The following is a 22646-nucleotide window of genomic DNA, read 5'->3' on the forward strand; positions in this document are numbered from 1 at the left end:
GGAATTTATATATTAAACTCCTAAACTTCTTTTACTTTATCTGTATTTTCTACTCATATATTATAGAACTTTACTTAAAAAGTCTTTAGTTCTTTCATTCTTAGGATTCTCAAACACTTCCTTAGGATCTCCTTCTTCTACAACAACTCCACCATCCATAAAGAATACTCTATCTCCAACTTCCTTAGCAAATCCCATTTCATGTGTTACAACAACCATTGTCATTCCTTCTTGTGCAAGTTCTTTCATAACTTCTAGAACTTCTCCAACCATTTCTGGGTCTAAAGCTGAAGTTGGCTCATCAAAAAGCATAACATCTGGAGACATAGCAAGCGCTCTTGCTATTGCTATTCTTTGTTTTTGTCCACCTGAAAGCTGCTTTGGATATGCATTAGCTTTATCTTTAAGTCCTACTCTTTCTAATAAATTAAGAGCAATCTTTTCAGCCTCTTCTTTTGTCATATTTTTGACCTTTATTGGTGCTAAAGTTATATTATCTAAAACACTTAGATGTGGGAAAAGATTAAACTGTTGAAAAACCATTCCCATCTTTTCTCTCAACTTATTTATATCTATTCCTTTTTGTGTTATTACTTGTCCTTCAAAAATTATTTCTCCATCTGTTGGTTCTTCTAAAAGATTAAGACATCTTAAAAACGTACTCTTACCTGAACCTGAAGGACCTATAACAACTACAACCTCACCTTTTTTTATATGAGCATTTACGCCCTTTAAAACATGTAATTTATCAAATTTTTTATGCAACCCATTTACTTTAATCACTAACCTTCATCCTCCTTTCAGCATAACCTAATAATTTTGAAAGTACAAATGTTAATATAAAATATACTATTGCGGCCACAATATATGGAATAAAAAATTCAAAAGTCATTCCTGTAATTACTCTTGCATTAAACATAATCTCTTTTATTCCTACAATAGATACAATTGCAGATTCTTTTATTACTGTTATAAACTCATTACCTAATGCAGGTAAAATGTTTTTTATAGCCTGAGGGATTATTATTTTTCTCATAGCTAATTTATTTGATAATCCTAAACATCTTGCAGCTTCCATTTGTCCTTTATCTATTGATTGTATACCACCTCTAATAATTTCTGCTATATAAGCTGTACTATTTATAGTTAACGCAATTATAACTGATACAAATGCTACAAAATCTATTCCCATCATATCTATTTCTGGAAATTGAATCCCATACTCTTGTAAAACAGTTGGTAATCCGTAAAAAAGTATCATTACTTGCACTAACAGTGGTGTACCTCTTACTATTTCTATAAATGCGGATGATATATATTTTAATATCTTATTCTTAGACATTTTCATAAGTGCAAAAAATACACCTAAGATAACACCAAAAATAACTGTGAAAAACGATATAAGAACAGTACTTCCTGCTCCCGCTAAATATAATTTATAATATTGGGTTATAAAATCAAAAATATGAACCATTTATTTCCTCCTATTTTACTCTAAAGTTAATCTCAAATAAAGGATAATGATAAAATATATTTTATCATTATCCTTTATCATAATCAAAACTTTATCATAATAATTTTAAAATTTATTCTGCTATTTCATTTGCTTTAGCAACAAATTCATCTATTTTTCCTTCTGTAACTAATTTATCTATAGTTTTATTTATAGCTTCAATTAATTGTGTATTACCTTTTTGAACAGCTATAGCAGATCCATCATCTGGATTTCCAACCTTAATATCAGCTATAATTACATCTGAATTCTTATCTGCATAAGCTTTAGCAACTGGTCCCTCTACAACTACAGCATCTACTTTCTTTGTTTTTAATGAAAGTACAAGATCTGTAACTTTTCCTAATGAAAGAACATTTGCATCCTTTAATTCTTCCTTAGCAATTTTTTCTTGTACAGAAGCTGTTTGAGCTCCTACTTTTTTTCCAGTTAAACTTTCAACAGTATTAAATTTAGCTTTATCTTCTTTTCTTATTAATACATTTTGAACTGCTTTATAATATACTTTTGAAAAATCAACTTGCTTTGCTCTTTCTTCGGTAGGTGTCATACCTGATATTAAAATATCAACTTTTCCAGTTTTCAGTGAAGGTATAAGTCCATCAAAGTCCATATCTTTAATTTCTAATTCAACACCTAAATCATTAGCTATTGCTTTAGCTATTTCAATATCAAATCCTACTATAGTGTCTTTTCCGTCTATCATTTTATGGAATTCATATGGTGGATAATCGGCACAAGTTCCAAGAACTAACTTTCCAGTTTTCTTTATTTTATCTAGCTTTTCAGCACCTTTTTCAGTTTTACTTTCTGCTTGTTTACCATTTGCTTGTGTATTAACAGCTTTTTGTCCACATCCAACAAAAGCAGCACCAACACATAAAATCATTGAAAATACAATTGCTTTCATCTTTTTATTCTTAATCATATACATTTCCCCCTAAACAATTATCATCTCTTTGTATTATTATACATTCATTTTTATATTTATGCAACACTTTTTTATATTTATTCGATTATTTTTATACTTATACGTTTTAATGTAATTTGTTTCCAGTTTTGCATTGTGATATAATTATTTTGTTAGAATTTTCTTTATTTTGAATATTTTTATTTATTTAAAGGAGGTAAATATGTTATGCTCTCTGTTCATTTTCTCTTAGATTTAGCTATTATTTTGTTAAGTACAAAACTTTTAGGATTATTCACGAGAAAAATTCAAATGCCTCAAGTTGTTGGTGCACTACTTGCTGGTATTATATTAGGTCCCTCTGTTTTTGGAATAGTATATGAAACAGACTTTATTTCAAAAATGTCCGAGCTTGGAGTAATTATACTGATGTTCCAAGCGGGACTTGAAACAGATTTTAATGAATTGAAAAAATGTGGAAAAGCCTCCTTTGTAATTGCAATTATTGGAGTTATTATACCTTTAATAGGAGGTTTTATAATAGCAAGTTTTTTCAATAATGATGGAGGCATTTTTAATCTAACTAATAAAAAAATGCTTGAAAATATATTTATTGGAGTTGTATTAACAGCTACTTCTGTAAGTATTACTGTAGAAACTCTTCAAGAACTTGGCAAATTAAAAACGAATTCTGGAACAGCTATAATGGGCGCAGCAATTATTGATGATATTTTAGGAATTATAATTCTAACAATTGTAACTAGTTCTACAGATTCATCCATACATTTAGGTATTGTACTGTTCAAAATCGTAGCTTTCTTCTTAGTTGCTTTAGTTATCGGTGTTGTATTTCGTAAATTCTTTTCAGCTATTAGTCAGTATCATGGTCCTAAACGTAGAATTGCTTTATTTGCATTTTCTTTCTGTCTTATTATGGCTTTTATATCTGAACATTTTTTTGGTGTAGCAGACATTACAGGTGCATATATAGCTGGTGTAGTTATTTCCAATACTATTTGTTGTGATTATGTAAAAAAGAAAATTGAAAACACCTCCTTTTTATTGTTATCTCCAATATTTTTCGCAAGTATAGGAATAGATATGGTTATAAATGTAAACAATTCACATATGCTTTTATTTATTTTCATATTAACAATTATAGCTATATTAACAAAAGTATTAGGTTGTGGATTAGGTGCTAAACTATGTAGATATAATAATGCTGAAAGCTTACAAATCGGTATAGGTATGATTTCAAGAGGTGAAGTCGCACTTATTATTGCAAATAAAGGTGCTGCTTTAGGACTTTTAGATAAACAGTTCTTTGCTCCCATAATAGTAGTAGTTATTGTTACTACCCTTATAACTCCTATACTTTTAAAGTTAGTTTATAGTGAAAAACATGTGCATATACCTCACTTAACGGCATAAAATAAAAAGAAAAGCAAGAACATAGATTTTCTCTATATTCTTGCTCTTTTTTATGCTTATTTTTAATTTTTTTCTGTCTACTGGTTACTGAATGTTGCTTCTCAATATTCTTAGATTATTCAACAAACTCTCCAATATTTCTGTACTTCTGATATCTATTTTCCAGAACTTCATTTATATTTCCTTTTCTTTCTGCAAAAGGTACCTTTAATAAGTATTCTTTTATAGTTTGAGCCATTTCATCCACATTTTTATGTGCTCCACCTTCTGGCTCTTTTATAATTTTATCTATAATACCATATTCTTTTAAATCTTGAGCTGTAATTTTCATTATTGATGCTGCTTCCTTTACTCTCGAAGAATCTTTCCATAGAATACTAGCAAATCCTTCTGGTGAAAGAACTGAATATACTGAGTGTTCAAGCATCCATACCTCATCACCTATAGAAAGTGCAAGAGCACCTCCGCTTCCACCTTCTCCTATTACTATAGAGATGATTGGAGTTTTTAGGTTAGGCATTTCCATTAAATTTTTCCCTATAGCTTCTCCTTGACCTCTTTCTTCTGCTCCCATTCCTGGGAAAGCTCCTGGAGTATCTATAAAGCAAATTATTGGTCTATTAAATTTCTCAGCCTGTTTCATAAATCTTAAAGCTTTTCTATAACCTTCTGGACTAGGCATTCCAAAATTTCTCTTAATATTTTCCTTTACATTTCTTCCTTTTTGTTGCCCTATAACAGTAACAGGCATTCCATTTAATTTTGCAAGACCTGCAACAATAGAAGGATCATCTTTGTATTGTCTATCTCCATGCAACTCTACAAAAGAATCAAAAATTCTTTCAATATAATCAAGAGAGGTTGGACGTTCTAAAATTCTTGCCAATGTTAGTTTATCTAATGGAGTTAGGTTTTCATAAGCTTCTTTTTTTAACTCTTTTAGCTTATTTTCTAATCTATTAATTTCAAAGGACAAATCAACTTCCTTCTCCTTAGAAAATTCAACTAATTCTTCTATTTTTTCAGTAAGCTCTTTTATTTTCTTCTCACATTCTAGCATATATTAACACCTCTCTTTCTAGTGCATATCTATAATTTTATATAATGTCTTTTTAAGTTCTTTTCTCTCAACTATCTTATCTAAAAATCCATGTTCTAATAAAAACTCTGCACTTTGAAATCCTTCAGGAAGTTTTTGTCTTATTGTTTGCTCTATAACTCTACGTCCTGCAAATCCTATAAGCGTTCCTGGCTCTGATAAGACTATATCTCCAATCATAGCAAAACTTGCTGTAACTCCTCCTGTTGTAGGGTCAGTAAGTATAGGTATATATAAAAGCCCTTCTTCATTATGCCTTCCTATAGCAGCACTTGTTTTTGCCATTTGCATAAGTGAAAACATACCTTCTTGCATTCTAGCACCGCCTGAAGCAGTAAATAAAATTATTGGGAGTCTATTTTCTGTAGCTTTCTCAATTGCTCTAGTTATCTTTTCACCAACTACAGATCCCATGCTTCCCATCATGAAATTACTATCCATAACTCCTATTACAACATCTTTTCCATATATTTTACCATAACCTGTAACAACAGCTTCATTAAGTGATGCTCTCTCTTTAGATTTTCTAACTTTATCTTCATATCCTGGAAAATCTAATGGATTTACTGTAGTTAAATCTTTATCCATTTCTCTAAATGTTCCAGTATCAATAACTAATTCTATTCTTTCACTAGCACTCATTCTGTAATATTTTCCACAGGAAGTACATACCTTTGCATTTTCTTCTAAATCTTTTATATATATTGTTTTTCCACACTTATCACATTTAATCCACATACCATCAGGAATATTAGGCTTCTTTTCTTCTTGTTCTTCAACCTTATCCACAGTATTTTTAACAGTTATATATTTAGATTTCTTAAAAATTGGTTTAAATTTGAACATATTCTTCACCTACCTTAAAACAACGTATTTTCGTTGCTTTGAATAAATCCGGTATCATAATTTCCTTCTTGAAAACTATTGTTAAATAAAATTTTATGTTGAAATTCTATATTAGTATCTATTCCATCAACTATAAATTCTCCAAGTGCTCTTTTCATTTTACTTATTGCGTCTGCCCTATCTTTTCCATGAACTATTAATTTTGCAACCATAGAATCATAGGTAGGAGGTATTTTATATCCTTGATATATAGAACTATCTATTCTGACCCCACTTCCCCCTGGTAAATGCTCCATAGTAATAGTACCTGGTGATGGCATAAAGCCCTTCTTAGGATTTTCTGCATTTATTCTACATTCTATCGCATGTCCTTGTAGCTTTATGTCTTCTTGAGAAAATTCTAAAGCTTCTCCTGCAGCTATTTTTATTTGCTCTTTTATTAAATCTATTCCTGTTATCATCTCTGTTATTGGGTGCTCTACTTGTATTCTTGTATTCATTTCCATGAAATAAAAATCAAAATTTTTATCAACTAAAAATTCTATTGTTCCGGCACTCTTATAATTAACTGATTTAGCTGCCTTAACTGCAACTTCACCCATCTTTTTTCTAAGTTCTTCTGTCATAACAGGACTAGGTGCTTCCTCTAAAACCTTCTGGTTTCTTCTTTGAATTGAACAATCTCTTTCACCAAGGTGAATTACATTACCATTGGCATCTCCTAAAATCTGAAATTCTATGTGACGTGGTTTTTCAATAAATTTTTCCATATACATTGTGTCATCGCCAAAAGCTACTTTTGCTTCTGTCTTAGCTGTTTCAAAAGCTTTTTTTAATTCTTCTTTAGTTCTTACAATTCTTATTCCTCTTCCACCGCCACCAGCTGAAGCTTTTACCATAACAGGATACCCTATTCTATCCGCCTCTTTTAATGCATCTGCAGCAGTATCAATACTTCCTTCTGTTCCTGGAATTACAGGTACTCCTGCTTCCATCATCATCTCTCTGGCCTTTGATTTATTTCCCATGTTCTCAATAGTTTCTCCATCAGGTCCAATAAAAGTTATATTGCATTCTTCACACATTTGTGCAAACTTACTATTTTCAGATAAAAAACCAAAACCAGGGTGTATTGCTTGTGCTCCAGTAAGTACTGTAGCACTTATTATGTTCTCCATATTAAGATAACTGCCTTGAGCTTTACCTGGTCCTATACAAACCGCTTCATCAGCCATTTGTACATGTAAAGCCTCTCTATCAACTTCTGAATAAACTGCTACCGTCTGAATTCCCATTTCTCTACAAGCTCTAATTACTCTAACTGCAATCTCACCACGGTTAGCAATTAAAATCTTATTAAACATATTATCACCTACTCCTAAAAAATTTCAGTATATTGAAATTTTTTATTTATTACTTACCTACTGCAAACATTATTTCAGCTTCACAAGCTTTCTCTCCGTTTACTGTAGCGATACCTTTTCCAATTCCAGCAGGTCCTTTCATTTTTATAATTTCTACTTCTAATCTTAGAACATCTCCTGGAACAACTTTACGTCTGAACTTAGCTTTATTTATTCCACCAAAATAAGCTATTTTACCTTTAAACTCTTCTTTACTTAAAAGTGCAACTGCACCAACCTGTGCAAGAGCTTCTACTATTAAAACTCCTGGCATAACAGGCTCTTGTGGAAAATGTCCTTGGAAGAAATATTCATTCATAGTAACATTCTTATAACCAACTGCTTTTGTGCCTTCTTCTATTTCTTCTATTTTATCCACAAGTAAAAAAGGATATCTATGTGGCAAAATTTCTTGAATTTCTTTTATTCCTAATGACATTTGCTTTCTCTCCTTTTACAGCTTCACTACATTAAATATTGGCTGTCCGTATTCAACCATTTCTTCATTTTCCACTAATATTTCTACAATTTCATAGTCATCTTCTGCTTCTATCTCATTCATAAGCTTCATAGCTTCAATTATACAAAGAGTATCACCTTTTTTTACTTTGCTTCCTACACTAACAAAAGCATCCTCTTCTGGTGCTGGTGCACCATAAAAAGTTCCTACTATAGGTGATTTTACAGTTATTACATTCTCATTTACCTTTGTTTTAGGCGAAGTTTCTTCTTTTTTCTCTACATTTGAAACTTCTAAACTTACTTCTTCAATAGCTCTATCTACAATTTGTGGTTTTTTTACTACTTCTCTTTCATCACAAACTACTATTTGTTTTTCTTCATCTTTTCTCATTTTTATATGAATACCTTCAGTTTCAATTTCTAAAGAAGAAAGCTTAGAATCACTCATAGTTTTTATAAGTTCTTGAATACTTGTATAATCCATAATTCTACCTCTCATCCCATTTTTTTAATACTATTACTGCATTATGTCCACCAAATCCTAGTGAATTAGAAAGTGCATATTTTAATTCTTGTTCTCTTCCCTTGTTTGGAACATAATCAAGATCACATTCTTCATCTTTTACAGTAAGACCTATAGTTGGTGGAACAAATCCTTCTTCCAATGCTTTAGTACAAACAACAGCTTCTATTGCTCCTGCAGCTCCAAGTAAATGTCCTGTCATAGACTTTGTTGAACTTACTGGAATTTCATACGCCTTTTCTCCAAATACAGTTTTAATTGCTGCTGTTTCAAATTTATCATTATATGGTGTACTTGTTCCATGTGCATTAACATAAGAAATTTCTTCTGGTTTTAAATCAGCATCTTTAATTGCAAGCTTCATAGCTCTTGCTCCACCTTCTCCTCCTGGTGCTGGTGAAGTCATGTGATATGCATCACAAGTAGCTCCATATCCTACAATTTCTCCGTATATTTTTGCATTTCTTTTTACAGCATGCTCAAGAGATTCAAGTATTAATATTCCCGCTCCTTCTCCCATAACAAATCCATCACGTTCCTTATCAAACGGTATTGATGCTCTATTTGAATCTGTATTTGTACTTAATGCTGTAAGTGAGTCAAATCCTGCCATTGATAAAGGAGTAATTGAAGCTTCAGTTCCTCCTGCTATAATTAAATCTGATAATCCATGGCGAATATTATGGAAAGCATCTCCAATAGCATTAGTTCCTGTAGCACAAGCTGTAACTACTGTAGTACAAATCCCCTTAGCACCATACTTTATTGCAATATTTCCAGCTGCCATATTACTTATAATCATAGGTATAAAGAATGGTGATACTCTCTTAGGCCCTTTTTCTAAAAGCTTTTTATGCTGTTCTTCTATAGTTGTTATTCCACCAATTCCTGAACCAACTATAACTCCAACTCTTTCTGCATCAATATCTTCTACATTTAGTCCTGAATCCTTTACAGCTTCATCAGCAGCTATCATAGCAAATTGGCAAAATCTATCCATTCTTCTTGCTTCTCTTTTATCTAAATAATCTCCTACGTTAAAATCTTTAACCTCAGCAGCTAACTTAACTTTAAAATCTGTTGCATCAAAAGCATTTATTTCATCTATTCCACATTTTCCTTCTTTAATATTGTTCCAAAAATCCTTTGCATTATTTCCAATAGGAGTAATAGCTCCCATACCAGTAATAACTACTCTATTTTTCACTTTTCCCACTCCTTATTCCTTTTAAACTCTTTATTCTCTAAACTTCCTTTTTACATGTGCATTCCACCATCAATACTAATAACTTGACCTGTTATATAACTTGCCATTGGTGATGCCAAGAAAGCTGTAGCTTCTGCCACGTCCTCTGGTGTTCCCATTTTTCTTAAAGGAATAATAGTCTTAATAGTTTCCTTAACCTTATCTGATAAAGCTTCTGTCATATCCGTTTGAATAAATCCTGGTGCTATAGCATTTACTGTTATTCCTCTTGCTGCAATTTCTTTTGCTGTAGATTTTGTAAATCCAATTATTCCTGCTTTTGCTGCTGCATAATTTGTTTGACCTGCATTACCAGTAATACCAACAACAGAAGAAATATTAATTATTCTTCCACTTCTTTGTTTCATCATTATAGGAGTTGCATGTCTTGTGCAGTTAAATACACCTTTTAAATTAACTTCTATAACTTTATCAAAATCTTCTTCCTTCATTCTCATTAGTAATCCGTCTTTTGTTATTCCCGCATTATTTACTAAAATATCTATACTTCCAAAGTTCTCAATTGCTGAATCAATTATTTTTTTAGCATCTTCAAAGTTACTTACATCACCTTGAACAGCTAAAGCCTTAACCCCTTTTTCTTCTATAGCTTTTACTACTTCTTCTACTGATTTTGCACTACTTCTATAATTTAAAATTACATTAGCCCCAAGTTCTGCAAGCTTTAGAGCTATAGCTCTTCCTATTCCTCTACTAGCTCCTGTAACTACTGCATTTTTACCTGAAAGTACTTTATTGCACATCTTAATATCCTCCTATTTCACTTCACCCATCAACTGTTAAATATTTTAGATTTTAAAATTTCTAATAAAAAATCTTATACGTCTTTTAAAGCTTCGATTGTTTTATTAAGTGATTTTTCATCTTCTACATTTAATATCTTAACTTTTCTATCTATCTTTTTCACGAATCCGCTTAGTACCTTTCCGGGTCCTATTTCAATAAATGTATCTACTCCATCTTTAAGCATATTTCTTATAGTTTCTTCCCACATTACTGAACTCATAACCTGTTTCTTTAAAAGATCTTTTATATCACTTATATCTTTAATGTAATCTCCAGTAACATTTGTTAATACTGGAACATTCATTTCTTTAAGTTCTATCTCTTTTAATTCCTCATAAAGCTTAACTCCTGCTGATTCTAACATAGTAGTATGGAAAGGTGCACTAACTGTAAGAAGCATTGCTCTCTTTGCCCCTAATTCTTTAGCTTTTTCACATGCTGTTTCAACAGCCTTTATTTCCCCAGCAATAACAATTTGTCCTGGACAATTGTAATTTGCTACTTCTACTATTCCTTCACTACTTGCCGCTTCACAAGCTTCTCTTACTTTATCACTATCTAATCCTAAAATTGCAGCCATAGTACCAACACCTTGTGGTACTGCTTCCTGCATATATTTACCTCTCTTTTTAACTAATCTAACAGCATCTTCAAAATTTAAAACTCCACTATATACTAAAGCTGAATACTCTCCAAGACTAAGTCCTGCAGTAATATCAGCTTTTATTTCATATTTTTCTAATACTTTAAGTAAAGCTATACTTGTTGTTACAATAGCTGGTTGAGTATTTTCCGTTTTGTTTAATTCCTCTTTACTTCCTTCAAAGCATAGCGTACTTATAGAAAACCCTAAAGCTTCATCAGCCTTTTTATAAACTTCTTTACATTCAGGAAAACTTTCATAAAGTTCTTTACCCATTCCTACATACTGAGCTCCCTGTCCGGAAAATAAAAATGCAATTTTACTCATGATATCCTCCTAGCTTTTTAGCTTCTTCAAACATCTCTTCTATTATTTCTTTACAGCTTTGTTCTTTTTTAATAAGTCCTGCTATTTGACCTGACATAACTGAACCCATGTCTACATCGCCCTCTTTTACTGCTTTTCTTAAGGCGCCCATTCCTAATCTTTCAAATTCTTCTAAATCTGATAAATCTTTTTCCAAATTTTTAAATTGTCTAGCTAATTTATTTCTCAAAACTCTAACTGGGTGACCTGTTACTCTTCCCGTAACAACAGTATCTATATCTTTTGCCTTTATAACCTTTTTCTTATAATTCTCATGTACAGTACACTCATTAGCAACTAAAAATCTTGTTCCAACTTGAACTCCACTAGCACCAAGCATAAATGTTGCTGCAATTCCACGTCCATCTCCAATACCACCTGCTGCAATAACAGGAATATTTACTGCGTCAACAACTTGAGGTATTAGTGTCATAGTTGTAAGTTCTCCTATATGTCCTCCTGCTTCACAACCTTCTGCAATGACTGCATCCGCTCCGCTCTTTTCCATTCTTCTAGCCAACGCTACTGAAGCTACTACAGGTATTACTGTTATACCATGTGCTTTCCACATTTCCATATATTTTCCTGGACTTCCTGCTCCAGTTGTTACTACCTTAACACCTTCTTCACAGACAAGTTTAGCAATTTGTTCGGCATTATCGCTTAAAAGCATTATGTTTACTCCAAAAGGTTTATCAGTAAGTTCCTTAGCCTTTCTTATTTCTTCTCTAACATATTCTACAGGTGCAGTTCCCCCTGCAATAATCCCAAGACCTCCTGCATTTGATACTGCTGCCGCAAGTGAACTATCTGCTATCCATGCCATAGCACCTTGAATTATTGGATATTTTATTCCTAATTTTTTAAACAAATCACCTTTAGTCATACTATCCTCTCCTATTTATAACTCTATAAAATAAGACTGCTGACGTATAAGCAGTCTATTGATGGTTATTCTTCCAAAATTATTTATTTTTTGAGTTTATGTAAGTAACTATATCTTCAACCTTTTTCATATCTTCAAGGTCTTCAGTAGGAATTTCCATTGAAAACTCATCTTCTAGTTCCATAACTATTTCAAATATATCTAGTGAATCAATTCCTAAATCATCTGCGAAAGTTGATCCTAATTTAATTTCTTCTTCTCCCATATCTAAATGTTCTGCTATAACCTTTCTAATCTTTTCAAATGTCATAATAAAACCCTCCTGAATTTAAATTTTATTTTTATATTTTTAATTTTTATTTTTCTTATTATATTCTCCATTCAATAAGTTCTGCTCCAAAGGTAAGTCCTCCACCAAAACCTACAAGGATAATCTTATCACCTTTATTAAGCAATCCTTTTTGAACCATTTCATCTAATGCAATTGGTATACTTCCTCCTGATGTATTACCATATCTATCTAAATTCATATAAAATTTATTTAAATCTATATTTAATTTCTTAGCAACATACTCAATTATTCTAGTATTTGCTTGATGAGGAACTATATATTTTATATCTTCTAAGTTATATTCTGTATTCTTTAAAACTTCATCTATGCACTTAGGCATTATTTTGGTAGCAAATTTAAAAATCTCTCTACCATTCATAGATACTATATTATCATTACTTTTTTCTTCTCCGCTAAATTTATTATTTAATGGAACTGCAGGGCATTCCAAATGTTCTCCACCACTGCCATCTGAACCTGTATATACTGATATAATACCTTTTTCATCACTTCTTTGAAGTATAGCAGCACCTGCTCCATCCCCAAAAAGAATGCAAGTATTTCTATCATCCCAATCAACTATTTTTGATAGTACTTCTGCTCCTATAACTAATGCTGTTTTTGATTGACCAGTCTTTATAAATTGTGTTGCAATATTAACTCCATATATAAATCCTGTACAAGCAGCAGATATATCAAAACAAGTAGCATTTACAGCTCCAAGTTCTTCTTGAATAATGCAAGCTGTTGACGGAATAAAGTAATCTGGAGTTGCAGTTGCTAATATAATTAAGTCTATATCTTTTGGATTTACATTTGCATTTTCTAAAGCTAATTTAGCAGCTTTAGTTGAAAGGACTGAAGTATCTTCATCTTTAGAAATTCTTCTTTCCTTTATACCAGTTCTATCGCTTATCCATTTATCACTTGTATCTACAAACTGTGCTATATCATCATTTGTAACAACATTTGATGGTGCATAACTTCCAGTACCTATAATTTTAACTTCATACATAATACTATTCCTTTTCCTTTTCATTGTTTATATTATATTTTAGATTTAAAAAACTTATTTAGCTTTCCTAACGCACAAGCTAATAGTTCTTCTTCTTCTTGTGTTAATCCTTCAATGGCCTCTTTAACCATATCCGAATGGAACTTTTCATGTACTCTGTAAGCAAGTTTCCCTTTTTTAGTTAAAGTAATCTTTACTACTCTTCTATCTTTATCGTCTCTTTTTCTTTCCACATATCCTTTTTTGACCAAATTATGAATAGCTGTTGTAAGAGTTCCTACAGTTATTCCTAAATCAGCTGCTACTTCTGACATAGTTCTTGGTACATACATTCCTATATTTTCTATAGTATGAATCTCAGTTACTGATAAATCACTTAATTTGCCAGATTGAAGAGCAGTTTGCTCAATTATCAATAGATCATTAAAAATATCTACGAACAGCTCATTTACGACAGCTCTTATAGATTTATTCACTATATCACCATTTCTATCTATTATTTAGTTTTTTCTATTTAAAATTATCATTTGTTTCGATTGTCAAATATTTTGATAATCAAAGTATATATGAAAAGTATTATTCTGTCAACTTTTATTGTATACCCTATATATAACTAGTAATTATACTGTAAGTTATTTAAATTTTACTTATAAGTAAAAATTTCAACTAAATATTATACATATTTTGCAGGATTTTGTGGCACACCATTAACTCTAACCTCAAAATGAACATGAGGTCCTGTACTTCTTCCCGTACTACCTACTTCACCTATTTTATCGCCTTTTTTTACATGTTGATTTTTTTTAACATTAATACTACTACAGTGAGCATATGTTGTTTCAAGACCACCTCCATGGTCTATTTTTATTACTTTTCCATATCCACTTATCCATCCAGCATAAGAAACTACTCCATCATAAGCTGAATGTATAGTCGATCCCATATGATTGGCTATATCCATTCCCTTGTGCATTTTTCCATTTCTCATACCAAATGAGGAACTAACTCTACCGTTACATGGACGTAATAGCCTAATCTTATTAGTTGCAGCAACTTTAGCCTTCTCTTTCACAGTATTTTGCTTAATCTGAGTAGATTTTTTAATCTCAGTAGTCTTTTTTATTTCTATTGGTTCAACTTTTGTTTTACTATTATTTATTATATTTTTTTCTATATCATTCTTTGAAGTTAAATATTTGTACTCAATATGTATCTTACTATATGTAAATTTATCAGTAAACTTAAATTTTTTGAACTTTTTGTTAAGTTCTTTTTCTAAGTCTTTTATACTTGCTTCAAAAGCTTCAATATTTTTTACATATGCTATACATTCATTATTCATTCTTATTTCATAAGCATTAGGTTTATACTCTAAATAAAATACCAAACATAATATTAAAGTAATCAATATAACTATAATAAAATGTACCTTCTTTTCAAATTTATATATATAATTCAACTTTATGACTCTCCTTTCACACACTTCTAATAATATTCCCTAATGCTTCGTAAAATATAATTAATTTTTTGCATATAATTTCTCATTTAATTAATGTTCATTATTGTATATAATATAAAATGGTTATAACAAAATTCATTTCACTATTTTCCATTTGAGCAAATACCTATATTTTGTTATAATTAAACATTATGTATACTATATATAGTATTTAAAGAAAGGTCGCGGTAGCATGAGTACATTCATGTTTAAACACAAAGATTTAGAATATACACCAGTTAGCAACATATTTATAGACAAATATATGTCTAAAGCCAATGGAGACCAAATTAAGGTATATCTTTTAGGTCTTAGATACTGTTTATCTGGAGAAATAGGAATAAATTCAGCAAGCATATCATCAGTTTTAAATTTAAACGAAAATGAAATTCTGGCTGCTTGGAACTATTGGAATAACCTTGGGGTAATTACAGTAAACCCAATCGATTCTCTGGGTAATTACTCTATAGAATTTTTAAACTTAAATAAACTTCCAGATCAAGAGGCTGCTCAAAGTACTGTAAGTCTTATTTCAGAAGAATTAGAAAATAACTCTATTAAAGACATGATGCAAGATATAGAAAAACTTCTTGGAAGACCTTTATCTAATAAAGAAATGACTATGTATTTAAGCTGGCAAAAAGATTTCAACTATACTCCTGAAATAATACTTCTTTTAATTCAATATAGTTTATCAAAGGGTAAAACAGACTATAGATATATAGAAACGATAGCTATTGCATGGCATGACGCTAAGATACGAACTATTGATGATGCTCAAACTTTTATAAAAAAACATGAAGATAAATGGTTAAATATAAAGAAAATCTTAAAATACCTAGGAATACAAAATAATGACGTAATGAAACCTCAACAACAGATTCTTGAAAAATGGATTAATGTATACAAATTTCCTTTAGACGTAATATATAAAGCTTGTGACATATGCTTTGAAAGAATAAATAAAGCTGACTTTAAATATATAGATGCTATTTTAAATAATTGGTTTAAAAGCAATATAAAAACTCTTGAAGATATAGAAAAGAAAGATAAACCTAAAACAAGCTTTAAAAAGAATAATTTTTATGGCAATAATAATAATAAGGATACCTTCAACAATTATGAGCAACGTTCTTATAACTATGATGAATTAGAAAAAAAACTATTAGGATGGGATATTAATGATTAAAGGTTATCAATCTGAAATATTAAAAATATATGAAGATATTAGAACCTATGAAGAAAATGCTTTAAAAGATAGAAAAAAAGAAATTTATAGTATGTTTCCTATAATTTCGCAATTAGATAAAAAAATAAACAAACTATGTATTCAACTGTCAATAAGCTCTTTTAAACCTATAGAAAATCGTGATGAATATTTAAAAAATCTAAAAGAACAAATAACAGATTTAAGAATTCAAAAATCTGAACTCTTAGTATCTCATGGTTATGAAATAGATTGTTTAAGCTTACACCATAGATGTAAAAAATGTAAAGACACTGGTTTTATAGGAACTACCCGTTGTGATTGCTATAAGCCAAAACTTGTTAAGCTTTATTATAAAGACTCAGAACTTAGTCAAATATTAAAAACTAATAACTTTGATAACTTTAAATATGACTTCTATTCTTCTAATCGTTCTAATGACAATATAAAAAGTCCTAGAAAAAACATAGAGGAAATAGTAAAAACAAGTATGTATTTTATAGAAACTTTTCCTAATTCCAAAGATAATTTATTGTTCTTCGGAAATTCTGGAACTGGTAAGACATTCTTAACTAACTGTATAGCAAAAGAATTATTAGATAGAGGTCATTTGGTAGTATATAAAACAGCAGAAGAGTTAATTAAAAACCTTAGAGAAATACGTTTAGCTCATAATAGAGAATTAGAAGATTTAATTACAAATTGTGATCTATTAGTAATAGACGATTTGGGTACTGAACAAATAAGTAATTTTTCAAAAACAGAATTATTCAATCTTCTTAATACAAAACTCTTAAAAGGTAAACAAATGATTGTTTCTACAAATTATACTATAGAAGGACTTTCAAAAACTTATTCTGAAAGAATAACCTCTAGACTTTTTGGTAGTTTCAGTTTATGTAAATTTTATGGTGAAGATATTAGAGTAAAGATAAACCTTAATAGAATGAAAGCTCTGTAAAATGTTATAAAAATAAGGAGAATGAACTGATATGTAAATAATCTTTTCATTCTCCTATTTTTACTTTAATTCAATTATTATATTTTCATATAAACTATTTGTATATCCATTACTGTATTTTTCGCCACTTATTAAAATTTTTCTATTATCTTTACTCCATGATAAAGTATTAGGTGAAATCCCTGTATATAATATTTTCTCATTCAAAATTTTATTTTCAGATATTTTACCTAGGTAAATATTTTTACCATGCTGATTGGAGTGTTTTGAATAAACTATATATTTTCCATCATGAGATATTTTAAATCTATCTACATTCTTCATTACTTCTTCTGTTTTTCTAGTATTATCGTCATAAATACATATTGCCTGTTTATATCCTTTAATATAAACAAATTTATTTTTATTTATAAATTCAACATCAGACATTGACATATAATCTATATTAACCCGTTCTTTATCTTTTATTTTGTTTTTTATTAATTCTACATTATATAGGCATAAATCTGCCCTAATATCTTTTTTATAATTCTTATCATGTACAATTACTGCAGCGTTTTTAGCATCATCTGAAACTTTTACTGTAGAATAGCCATATGCATCCTTCCATCCCTCCAAAACTATTTCTCTCATTTTTTTGGTTTCAACATCATATATAATTATGCTTTGTCCATTTTGGGGTGTATCATTCTTAAAAAATGAAATATATTTACTATTATTAGACCATAGTGTATATCTTTCATATCCTAATGATTCAATCTCATATATACATTTTTCTTCATTAGTTTTTAAATCTTTTATGAAAATATTCAAATTTATTCCATCTCTCATTTGATAAGCAATTTTAGTCCCATCAGGTGATACTTTAGGAATATAATTTTTGTATTTCTCTATATCCATTATTTTTCGTGAAAAGTTATATTTATAGTTTATACTTTCAATACTTTCATCATAACTATCACCTTTATCTCTTGTAACTCTACCTATAATATTTTCATTATCATACCATGCAAATAAACATTCTCTTATAGCTTCATTATCTACAAATTTATAAGCTTCATGTTTGTATATCTTATTTATATCAAGGGTTTCATCTGTTGAACTTTCTAAAGATTTCTCTTTGTTATCTTCTATGTCATCAATTACAATAGTTTTAGATTTAGTTGATTTTATACATCCACTAAAAACAAACATTAAAAATAATCCTGCTAAAACTATAATCATTATATTTCTTGCAAATAAACTAGCTTTATATTGTTTTAATCTGCTTTTCATATGATTTCCCTCTTTTTCATAACTAAGTTTACAAAAATATAATTTTAATCTTCCTTATATGAAGGTAGTTTAACTATAACTTTAGTTTCTTCATTTAATATGCTGTCAATTTTTATTTCTCCTTTATGATTATCTATAATAGCTTTTGAAATACTGAGCCCTAATCCACAGCTTCCTATCTCTCTAGATTTTTTCTTATTAACTCTATAAAGAGGATTAAAAATTTTCTCTATATCTTCTTGTTTTATTCCTATTCCTCTATTTTTTATAGTTACTTCTATAAAATCATTAGATGTATATGTACTTACTTCTATATTTGAATTTGAATACCCATATTTTATAGCATTATCAATTATATTTATAAATACCTCTTTAAGCTTATCTCCATTTCCATAGACATACATTTCATTATCTGCTTTGCATTTAATATCATTCTTGTACCTTTTAGCCTTAAAAGTCATACCTTCACAGGTATTTTGCAACAACTTACATATTTCAACTTTAGTAAATTCATCATCTATTTCTGATGTCTCTTTTGAAACCTCTAAAAGTTTTAATACCATATTGTGAAGTCTTTTACTTTCATTAATAATATGATTAGTTCCTTTATGAAAAAACTCTATATCACTAAATCCATTTTCCTTAATCATCTCTGCATATCCTAATATGGATGTAAGAGGAGTTTTTAATTCATGGGTTACATTATCAAAGAAGCTCTTTCTATGGTTATTAAGCTCCCTTAAATTATCTCTATCTTTTTCTATAGTTTTTATTTGGTCATCTATTTTCTCTACCATTTTAGAAAAGTTTCTTGTCAATTCCCCTATTTCATCTTGCCTTTTACTATTAATGTGTATATCCAAATTTCCTTTTGCTACTTCATTTGATGCTTGAGTTAACTTAACTATAGGAATAGTCATATTACTTGATAGGAGAAAAGAAAATATAAAAGCTGCAAGAAAAATTATTATAGTTACATAAAGAATAAAATTTATTATTACCCTACTTTCATTGTATAATGATGAATAATCCTTGATGATTCTTAAAATCCCTACTTTTTGTCCAGCAATAACTACAGGATAGGAAAAATAAACGGTAGTGTTATTCTTTTCATAATTTATAGTATACGAGGTTTTATCATTTACTGCATTATTTATATCTTCAGCTTTTGATTTTGTAGTCTTATGTTCATCTGAAGAATATATTAGCGATCCAGTTAGGGTATAAGCTTCTATATCACTACCAGTAACATTGCTTAATTCATCCACAATATCTTTGCCAATCTTTATAAAATAAATGTCATTATTATTTAAATGATTTATCATAAAAGCTTGCCTTACATATACATTACAATTTTTTTTCAGAGTTATTAGTTCATTTGTAATAGTCTTTTCATTATTTTCTTCTAGCTTACTGCTTACAAAATAATTAATCAGCAAAAACGCCATGAAAAATATAATAAAAAAACCTAATAAAAATTTGAATTTAATAGTTTTTTTCATATATCATTAACTCCACCTATTTTATTAGTTTATATCCAACACCAAATACTGTTTGAATTAAATCATTCAGCTCAAGCTTCTTTCTAAGTCTTTGAATATGTATATCTACAGTCCTGGTGTCTCCCACATATTCATATCCCCATACAGAGTCTAAAAGCTGTGCTCTTGAAAAAACTCTCCCTCTATTTTTACAAAGTAAAAGTAATAGTTCATATTCTTTAGGTGTAAGCTCTATACATTCATTGTTTTTATTTACTAAACGCTCAATTTCAAATATTTTAATATCTTCAAACTGTATTACGTCTTCATTTTTTTCTTCTATCTCGTTATTCGTCTGCACCATTCTTCTAAAAATCGACTTAATTCTTGCTATAACTTCTCTTATATCAAATGGTTTAGTAATATAATCATCCGCTCCAAATTCTAAACCTAATATTTTATCTGTAATATCAGACTTTGCAGTTAGCATTATTATAGGAATGTTTTTTGTCTGAGTTATTTTTCTACAAACATCAAATCCACTTATATCTGGAAGCATTAGATCAAGCAGTATAAGGTCTGGGTTAAATTCATTGCCAAATTTCAAACCATCTTCTCCATTGTTAGCAACCTTAGTATTAAACCCTTCTTTTTTTAATCCATAATCAATCAAATCAGCAATAGCTTCTTCATCTTCTATAATTAAAATTTTTTTATTTTCCATGATAAGTTCACCTCATGTTTACTTTTCTTAATATTATACCCTAGAGTTGTTTCAAAAGTGTATCAAAAAAATGCAAAGTCCTATTTATAAGACTTTGCACCCTCCCACATTTATTTTTCATTAAGTTTGAATAAAGCCTTATCAAATTTATAATTAAAATTCATAGTATAATCAATACAATGATGTACCTCTACTTTATTATCTTCTATTTGTTTCGACTCTGCTTTTAATATAATTCCTGTCTCTGTATCATACCAATATCTACTTTCAAAACGCTTTTTTATTACATATGTTATAAGTTCTGAATAAAGCACTTTTTTTCCTTTATAATCTATATATTTCATATTGCTTAAAATTACATTATTATTATTTAGAAAATATCCATCCATGTAAGGATACATTCCATTATGTTTTTCGCTAAATTTTGTAATTATTTGTGGTTCATCTTCATCCACATTATATACATAAAATATATCTTTATCCTTTATATATATTTCTATTTTTTTTAATATATTTTTATCATATACTTCTTTACGAGAACTGCCTTGTTGAAAATATATCTTTTCCATATAATCATAGTTTTTATCACATTTATCGATATAATGAGCTTCCATGTAAAAGCTATTCCTACAATGATTTTTAGCTTTCTGATTTAGTTTTTTAAGTATAGATATATTTTTATAACTTCCGGGCATATATTTATATTTTTTTGTAATTTGCTTGTCTACTTTTATCTTAGTACTAAATAAACATTTGATATATAATAATGGTAGTAAAATAGTTAAAATAATAAAGATTTTCTTTGAGTAATATATCATTAATTTCTCTCCTCACCATTTTACTTTCACTAAATTATAAATTAAAAATGTATATAAAAAATATACAACTTGTAAAAAAGTTGTATATTTTTTAAGTTCAGAGAAAAACACAGTACTTTAAAACAAGATACTGTGTACATAATATTATACTTTTAGATTAAATAATACTTTATAAATTTTATTTTATATCATTCTTACCATACTCAGCATCTGCTATATTAGCTGTTGAAAAATAGAATACTTTTTTTGACCCTCTATCCACACATAAATTAACCTTCTTACTTGAATCTTTAGCGTCTTGATAAAATAACATAAATGTATCGTCTTCTTGATATTTAACCTCCCAGTTATCTCTGTATTGTGAATTACCAACAAACTTTAATTCTTTAATATCAGAAATATTATTCTTCTTAATAAAATCTTCAGCTACTTTTTTAGCTTCTTCAATTCCTATAAAATCTTTTGTATCAGTTTTTTCTAAATCTGTTCTTTTTGCATGAGCACTTAAAACTTCTCCTGATTTTTCATCTATGTCTACAGAAAAAATTTCATCAATTGAACTATTTACTTTTCCATCCTCAGTTCTAGGTGTAAACCATACAGCTTGATAAATACCATTTTCACTTACTACTCCGTAGCTGTTTAATAATTCTTTTTTATCTTCTACTCTAATATTTTTTTGTAATTTATCTTTATCAAAAGTTACTCCAAAGTATTTTTTAATTGTCTCAACAGCTTGAGCCTCTTTATCATTCTTTTGTACCTCTGATTTTTGAACTGCTTTTACTGGTTGTTTTTGTACCGCAAAGGCATATGTTTTATATCCTCCACCCATTAATACAGATGCTAACAATAATTTTGATATTATTTGTTTACTTTTCATTATAAAAACCTCCTACAATTTTTTTTATTTTCTTGCGATAATTAAACTATAAACTGTAGTTGTATATATAATTTATCTTAGTTGTAAAAAAGTTGTATCAATTTCTAGATATTTAAAAAATGTATAATATCATTGATTAATTTAATAATTTTGAACGCAAAAAAATCTTAAGCTTATCGCTTAAGATTTTTGGTGCTGGCACCAGGACTTGAACCCGGAACCTACTGATTACAAGTCAGTTGCTCTACCAGTTGAGCCATGCCAGCTTATGTGGCGACCTAGAAGGGACTCGAACCCTCGACCCCCGGCGTGACAGGC

Annotated in this window: 24 protein-coding genes and 1 tRNA gene; 3 read left to right on the plus strand and 22 right to left on the minus strand. The window is 29.3% G+C overall.

Annotated features, from left to right (window positions below):
- Positions 1-60: 60 nt before the first annotated feature.
- The 3 genes from OXH55_RS15850 to OXH55_RS15860 all read right to left on the minus strand — a co-directional run bounded on the left by OXH55_RS15850 (position 61) and on the right by OXH55_RS15860 (position 2441).
- A complete protein-coding gene (locus tag OXH55_RS15850; protein WP_268051022.1) occupies positions 61-783 on the minus strand; it encodes an amino acid ABC transporter ATP-binding protein in 723 nt (240 codons plus the stop codon).
- Complete coding sequence (locus OXH55_RS15855) at positions 776-1474, minus strand: amino acid ABC transporter permease (RefSeq protein ID WP_268051023.1); 699 nt, start codon at positions 1472-1474, stop codon at positions 776-778. The genes OXH55_RS15850 and OXH55_RS15855 overlap by 8 nt, the downstream gene beginning before the upstream one ends.
- Positions 1475-1586: 112 nt before the next feature.
- A complete protein-coding gene (locus OXH55_RS15860) occupies positions 1587-2441 on the minus strand; it encodes an ABC transporter substrate-binding protein (protein ID WP_268051024.1) in 855 nt (284 codons plus the stop codon).
- 210 nt (positions 2442-2651) lie between these two features.
- Here OXH55_RS15860 and OXH55_RS15865 point away from each other — a divergent pair, with 210 nt between their 5' ends.
- Positions 2652-3854, plus strand: a complete 1203-nt coding sequence (locus tag OXH55_RS15865; RefSeq protein WP_268051025.1) for a cation:proton antiporter — start codon at positions 2652-2654, stop codon at positions 3852-3854.
- Between the two features lie 115 nt (positions 3855-3969).
- Here OXH55_RS15865 and OXH55_RS15870 read toward each other — a convergent pair whose 3' ends face one another.
- The 13 genes from OXH55_RS15870 to OXH55_RS15930 all read right to left on the minus strand — a co-directional run bounded on the left by OXH55_RS15870 (position 3970) and on the right by OXH55_RS15930 (position 14940).
- A complete protein-coding gene (locus OXH55_RS15870; protein ID WP_268051026.1) occupies positions 3970-4914 on the minus strand; it encodes an acetyl-CoA carboxylase carboxyltransferase subunit alpha in 945 nt (314 codons plus the stop codon).
- Between the two features lie 18 nt (positions 4915-4932).
- Positions 4933-5799 carry an acetyl-CoA carboxylase, carboxyltransferase subunit beta gene (accD, locus tag OXH55_RS15875; protein WP_268051027.1) on the minus strand — a complete coding sequence of 289 codons (867 nt, stop codon included), beginning with the start codon at positions 5797-5799 and terminating at the stop codon, positions 4933-4935.
- 14 nt (positions 5800-5813) lie between these two features.
- A complete protein-coding gene (locus tag OXH55_RS15880) occupies positions 5814-7163 on the minus strand; it encodes an acetyl-CoA carboxylase biotin carboxylase subunit (protein ID WP_268051029.1) in 1350 nt (449 codons plus the stop codon).
- Between the two features lie 49 nt (positions 7164-7212).
- The gene (fabZ, locus tag OXH55_RS15885) at positions 7213-7641 is read right to left on the minus strand and encodes a 3-hydroxyacyl-ACP dehydratase FabZ (protein WP_268051030.1); all 429 of its coding nucleotides are present in this window, start codon (positions 7639-7641) and stop codon (positions 7213-7215) included.
- 15 nt (positions 7642-7656) lie between these two features.
- A complete protein-coding gene (gene accB / locus OXH55_RS15890; RefSeq protein WP_268051031.1) occupies positions 7657-8148 on the minus strand; it encodes an acetyl-CoA carboxylase biotin carboxyl carrier protein in 492 nt (163 codons plus the stop codon).
- A 4-nt stretch (positions 8149-8152) separates the two neighbouring features.
- Positions 8153-9394 (minus strand): beta-ketoacyl-ACP synthase II, encoded by a 1242-nt coding sequence (gene fabF, locus OXH55_RS15895; protein WP_268051033.1) that lies wholly within the window; start codon positions 9392-9394, stop codon positions 8153-8155.
- A 50-nt stretch (positions 9395-9444) separates the two neighbouring features.
- Positions 9445-10197, minus strand: a complete 753-nt coding sequence (gene fabG, locus OXH55_RS15900; protein ID WP_268051034.1) for a 3-oxoacyl-[acyl-carrier-protein] reductase — start codon at positions 10195-10197, stop codon at positions 9445-9447.
- Positions 10198-10271: 74 nt separating this feature from the next.
- Positions 10272-11210 (minus strand): ACP S-malonyltransferase, encoded by a 939-nt coding sequence (gene fabD / locus OXH55_RS15905; protein WP_268051035.1) that lies wholly within the window; start codon positions 11208-11210, stop codon positions 10272-10274.
- Positions 11203-12135 (minus strand): enoyl-[acyl-carrier-protein] reductase FabK, encoded by a 933-nt coding sequence (gene fabK, locus OXH55_RS15910; RefSeq protein WP_268051036.1) that lies wholly within the window; start codon positions 12133-12135, stop codon positions 11203-11205. The genes fabD and fabK overlap by 8 nt, the downstream gene beginning before the upstream one ends.
- A 79-nt stretch (positions 12136-12214) precedes the next feature.
- Positions 12215-12445 (minus strand): acyl carrier protein, encoded by a 231-nt coding sequence (acpP, locus tag OXH55_RS15915; protein ID WP_268051037.1) that lies wholly within the window; start codon positions 12443-12445, stop codon positions 12215-12217.
- A gap of 58 nt (positions 12446-12503) precedes the next feature.
- Entirely contained in the window at positions 12504-13481 is a 978-nt protein-coding gene (locus tag OXH55_RS15920) for a beta-ketoacyl-ACP synthase III (RefSeq protein WP_268051039.1), read from the minus strand.
- Positions 13482-13513: 32 nt separating this feature from the next.
- Positions 13514-13957: a MarR family winged helix-turn-helix transcriptional regulator gene (locus tag OXH55_RS15925; RefSeq protein ID WP_268051041.1), complete on the minus strand. Its 444-nt coding sequence runs from the start codon at positions 13955-13957 to the stop codon at positions 13514-13516.
- A 197-nt stretch (positions 13958-14154) separates the two neighbouring features.
- A complete protein-coding gene (locus OXH55_RS15930) occupies positions 14155-14940 on the minus strand; it encodes a M23 family metallopeptidase (RefSeq protein ID WP_268051042.1) in 786 nt (261 codons plus the stop codon).
- A 232-nt stretch (positions 14941-15172) separates the two neighbouring features.
- On the opposite strand from OXH55_RS15930, the gene OXH55_RS15935 reads away from it, so the two are divergent.
- Entirely contained in the window at positions 15173-16168 is a 996-nt protein-coding gene (locus tag OXH55_RS15935; RefSeq protein WP_268051043.1) for a DnaD domain protein, read from the plus strand.
- Entirely contained in the window at positions 16161-17147 is a 987-nt protein-coding gene (locus tag OXH55_RS15940; protein ID WP_268051044.1) for an ATP-binding protein, read from the plus strand. Before OXH55_RS15935 ends, OXH55_RS15940 begins: the two co-directional genes overlap by 8 nt.
- 60 nt (positions 17148-17207) lie before the next feature.
- Here the strand turns inward: OXH55_RS15940 and OXH55_RS15945 are convergent, their stop codons facing one another.
- The 6 genes from OXH55_RS15945 to OXH55_RS15970 form a co-directional block, all read right to left on the minus strand.
- Positions 17208-18422, minus strand: a complete 1215-nt coding sequence (locus OXH55_RS15945) for a hypothetical protein (RefSeq protein WP_268051045.1) — start codon at positions 18420-18422, stop codon at positions 17208-17210.
- A gap of 44 nt (positions 18423-18466) precedes the next feature.
- A complete protein-coding gene (locus OXH55_RS15950; protein WP_268051046.1) occupies positions 18467-19924 on the minus strand; it encodes a sensor histidine kinase in 1458 nt (485 codons plus the stop codon).
- Between the two features lie 16 nt (positions 19925-19940).
- A complete protein-coding gene (locus OXH55_RS15955) occupies positions 19941-20627 on the minus strand; it encodes a response regulator transcription factor (protein WP_268051047.1) in 687 nt (228 codons plus the stop codon).
- Between the two features lie 110 nt (positions 20628-20737).
- On the minus strand, positions 20738-21445 hold the full coding sequence (locus tag OXH55_RS15960) for a hypothetical protein (RefSeq protein ID WP_268051048.1): 708 nt from the start codon (positions 21443-21445) through the stop codon (positions 20738-20740).
- Between the two features lie 178 nt (positions 21446-21623).
- Positions 21624-22328 carry a hypothetical protein gene (locus tag OXH55_RS15965; protein WP_268051049.1) on the minus strand — a complete coding sequence of 235 codons (705 nt, stop codon included), beginning with the start codon at positions 22326-22328 and terminating at the stop codon, positions 21624-21626.
- Positions 22329-22518: 190 nt separating this feature from the next.
- Positions 22519-22594, minus strand: a tRNA-Thr gene (locus OXH55_RS15970).
- Positions 22595-22646: the final 52 nt, after the last annotated feature.

The sequence above is a fragment of the Clostridium ganghwense genome (assembly GCF_026735165.1).
Lineage (GTDB): Bacteria > Bacillota > Clostridia > Clostridiales > Clostridiaceae > Clostridium_H > Clostridium_H ganghwense.

Coding starts and splice junctions, on each gene's coding strand:
- accD (WP_268051027.1), bottom strand. CDS start 5,799: ATGTTCAAATTTAAACCAATTTTTAAGAAATCTAAATATATAACTGTT.
- OXH55_RS15920 (WP_268051039.1), bottom strand. CDS start 13,481: ATGTATGAAGTTAAAATTATAGGTACTGGAAGTTATGCACCATCAAAT.
- OXH55_RS15860 (WP_268051024.1), bottom strand. CDS start 2,441: ATGATTAAGAATAAAAAGATGAAAGCAATTGTATTTTCAATGATTTTA.
- OXH55_RS15855 (WP_268051023.1), bottom strand. CDS start 1,474: ATGGTTCATATTTTTGATTTTATAACCCAATATTATAAATTATATTTA.
- OXH55_RS15945 (WP_268051045.1), bottom strand. CDS start 18,422: ATGAAAAGCAGATTAAAACAATATAAAGCTAGTTTATTTGCAAGAAAT.
- fabG (WP_268051034.1), bottom strand. CDS start 10,197: ATGTGCAATAAAGTACTTTCAGGTAAAAATGCAGTAGTTACAGGAGCT.
- OXH55_RS15955 (WP_268051047.1), bottom strand. CDS start 20,627: ATGGAAAATAAAAAAATTTTAATTATAGAAGATGAAGAAGCTATTGCT.
- OXH55_RS15950 (WP_268051046.1), bottom strand. CDS start 19,924: ATGAAAAAAACTATTAAATTCAAATTTTTATTAGGTTTTTTTATTATA.
- OXH55_RS15870 (WP_268051026.1), bottom strand. CDS start 4,914: ATGCTAGAATGTGAGAAGAAAATAAAAGAGCTTACTGAAAAAATAGAA.
- OXH55_RS15935 (WP_268051043.1), top strand. CDS start 15,173: ATGAGTACATTCATGTTTAAACACAAAGATTTAGAATATACACCAGTT.
- OXH55_RS15965 (WP_268051049.1), bottom strand. CDS start 22,328: ATGAAAAGTAAACAAATAATATCAAAATTATTGTTAGCATCTGTATTA.
- fabZ (WP_268051030.1), bottom strand. CDS start 7,641: ATGTCATTAGGAATAAAAGAAATTCAAGAAATTTTGCCACATAGATAT.
- OXH55_RS15865 (WP_268051025.1), top strand. CDS start 2,652: ATGCTCTCTGTTCATTTTCTCTTAGATTTAGCTATTATTTTGTTAAGT.
- OXH55_RS15880 (WP_268051029.1), bottom strand. CDS start 7,163: ATGTTTAATAAGATTTTAATTGCTAACCGTGGTGAGATTGCAGTTAGA.
- OXH55_RS15940 (WP_268051044.1), top strand. CDS start 16,161: ATGATTAAAGGTTATCAATCTGAAATATTAAAAATATATGAAGATATT.
- fabD (WP_268051035.1), bottom strand. CDS start 11,210: ATGAGTAAAATTGCATTTTTATTTTCCGGACAGGGAGCTCAGTATGTA.
- acpP (WP_268051037.1), bottom strand. CDS start 12,445: ATGACATTTGAAAAGATTAGAAAGGTTATAGCAGAACATTTAGATATG.
- fabK (WP_268051036.1), bottom strand. CDS start 12,135: ATGACTAAAGGTGATTTGTTTAAAAAATTAGGAATAAAATATCCAATA.
- OXH55_RS15960 (WP_268051048.1), bottom strand. CDS start 21,445: ATGATATATTACTCAAAGAAAATCTTTATTATTTTAACTATTTTACTA.
- accB (WP_268051031.1), bottom strand. CDS start 8,148: ATGGATTATACAAGTATTCAAGAACTTATAAAAACTATGAGTGATTCT.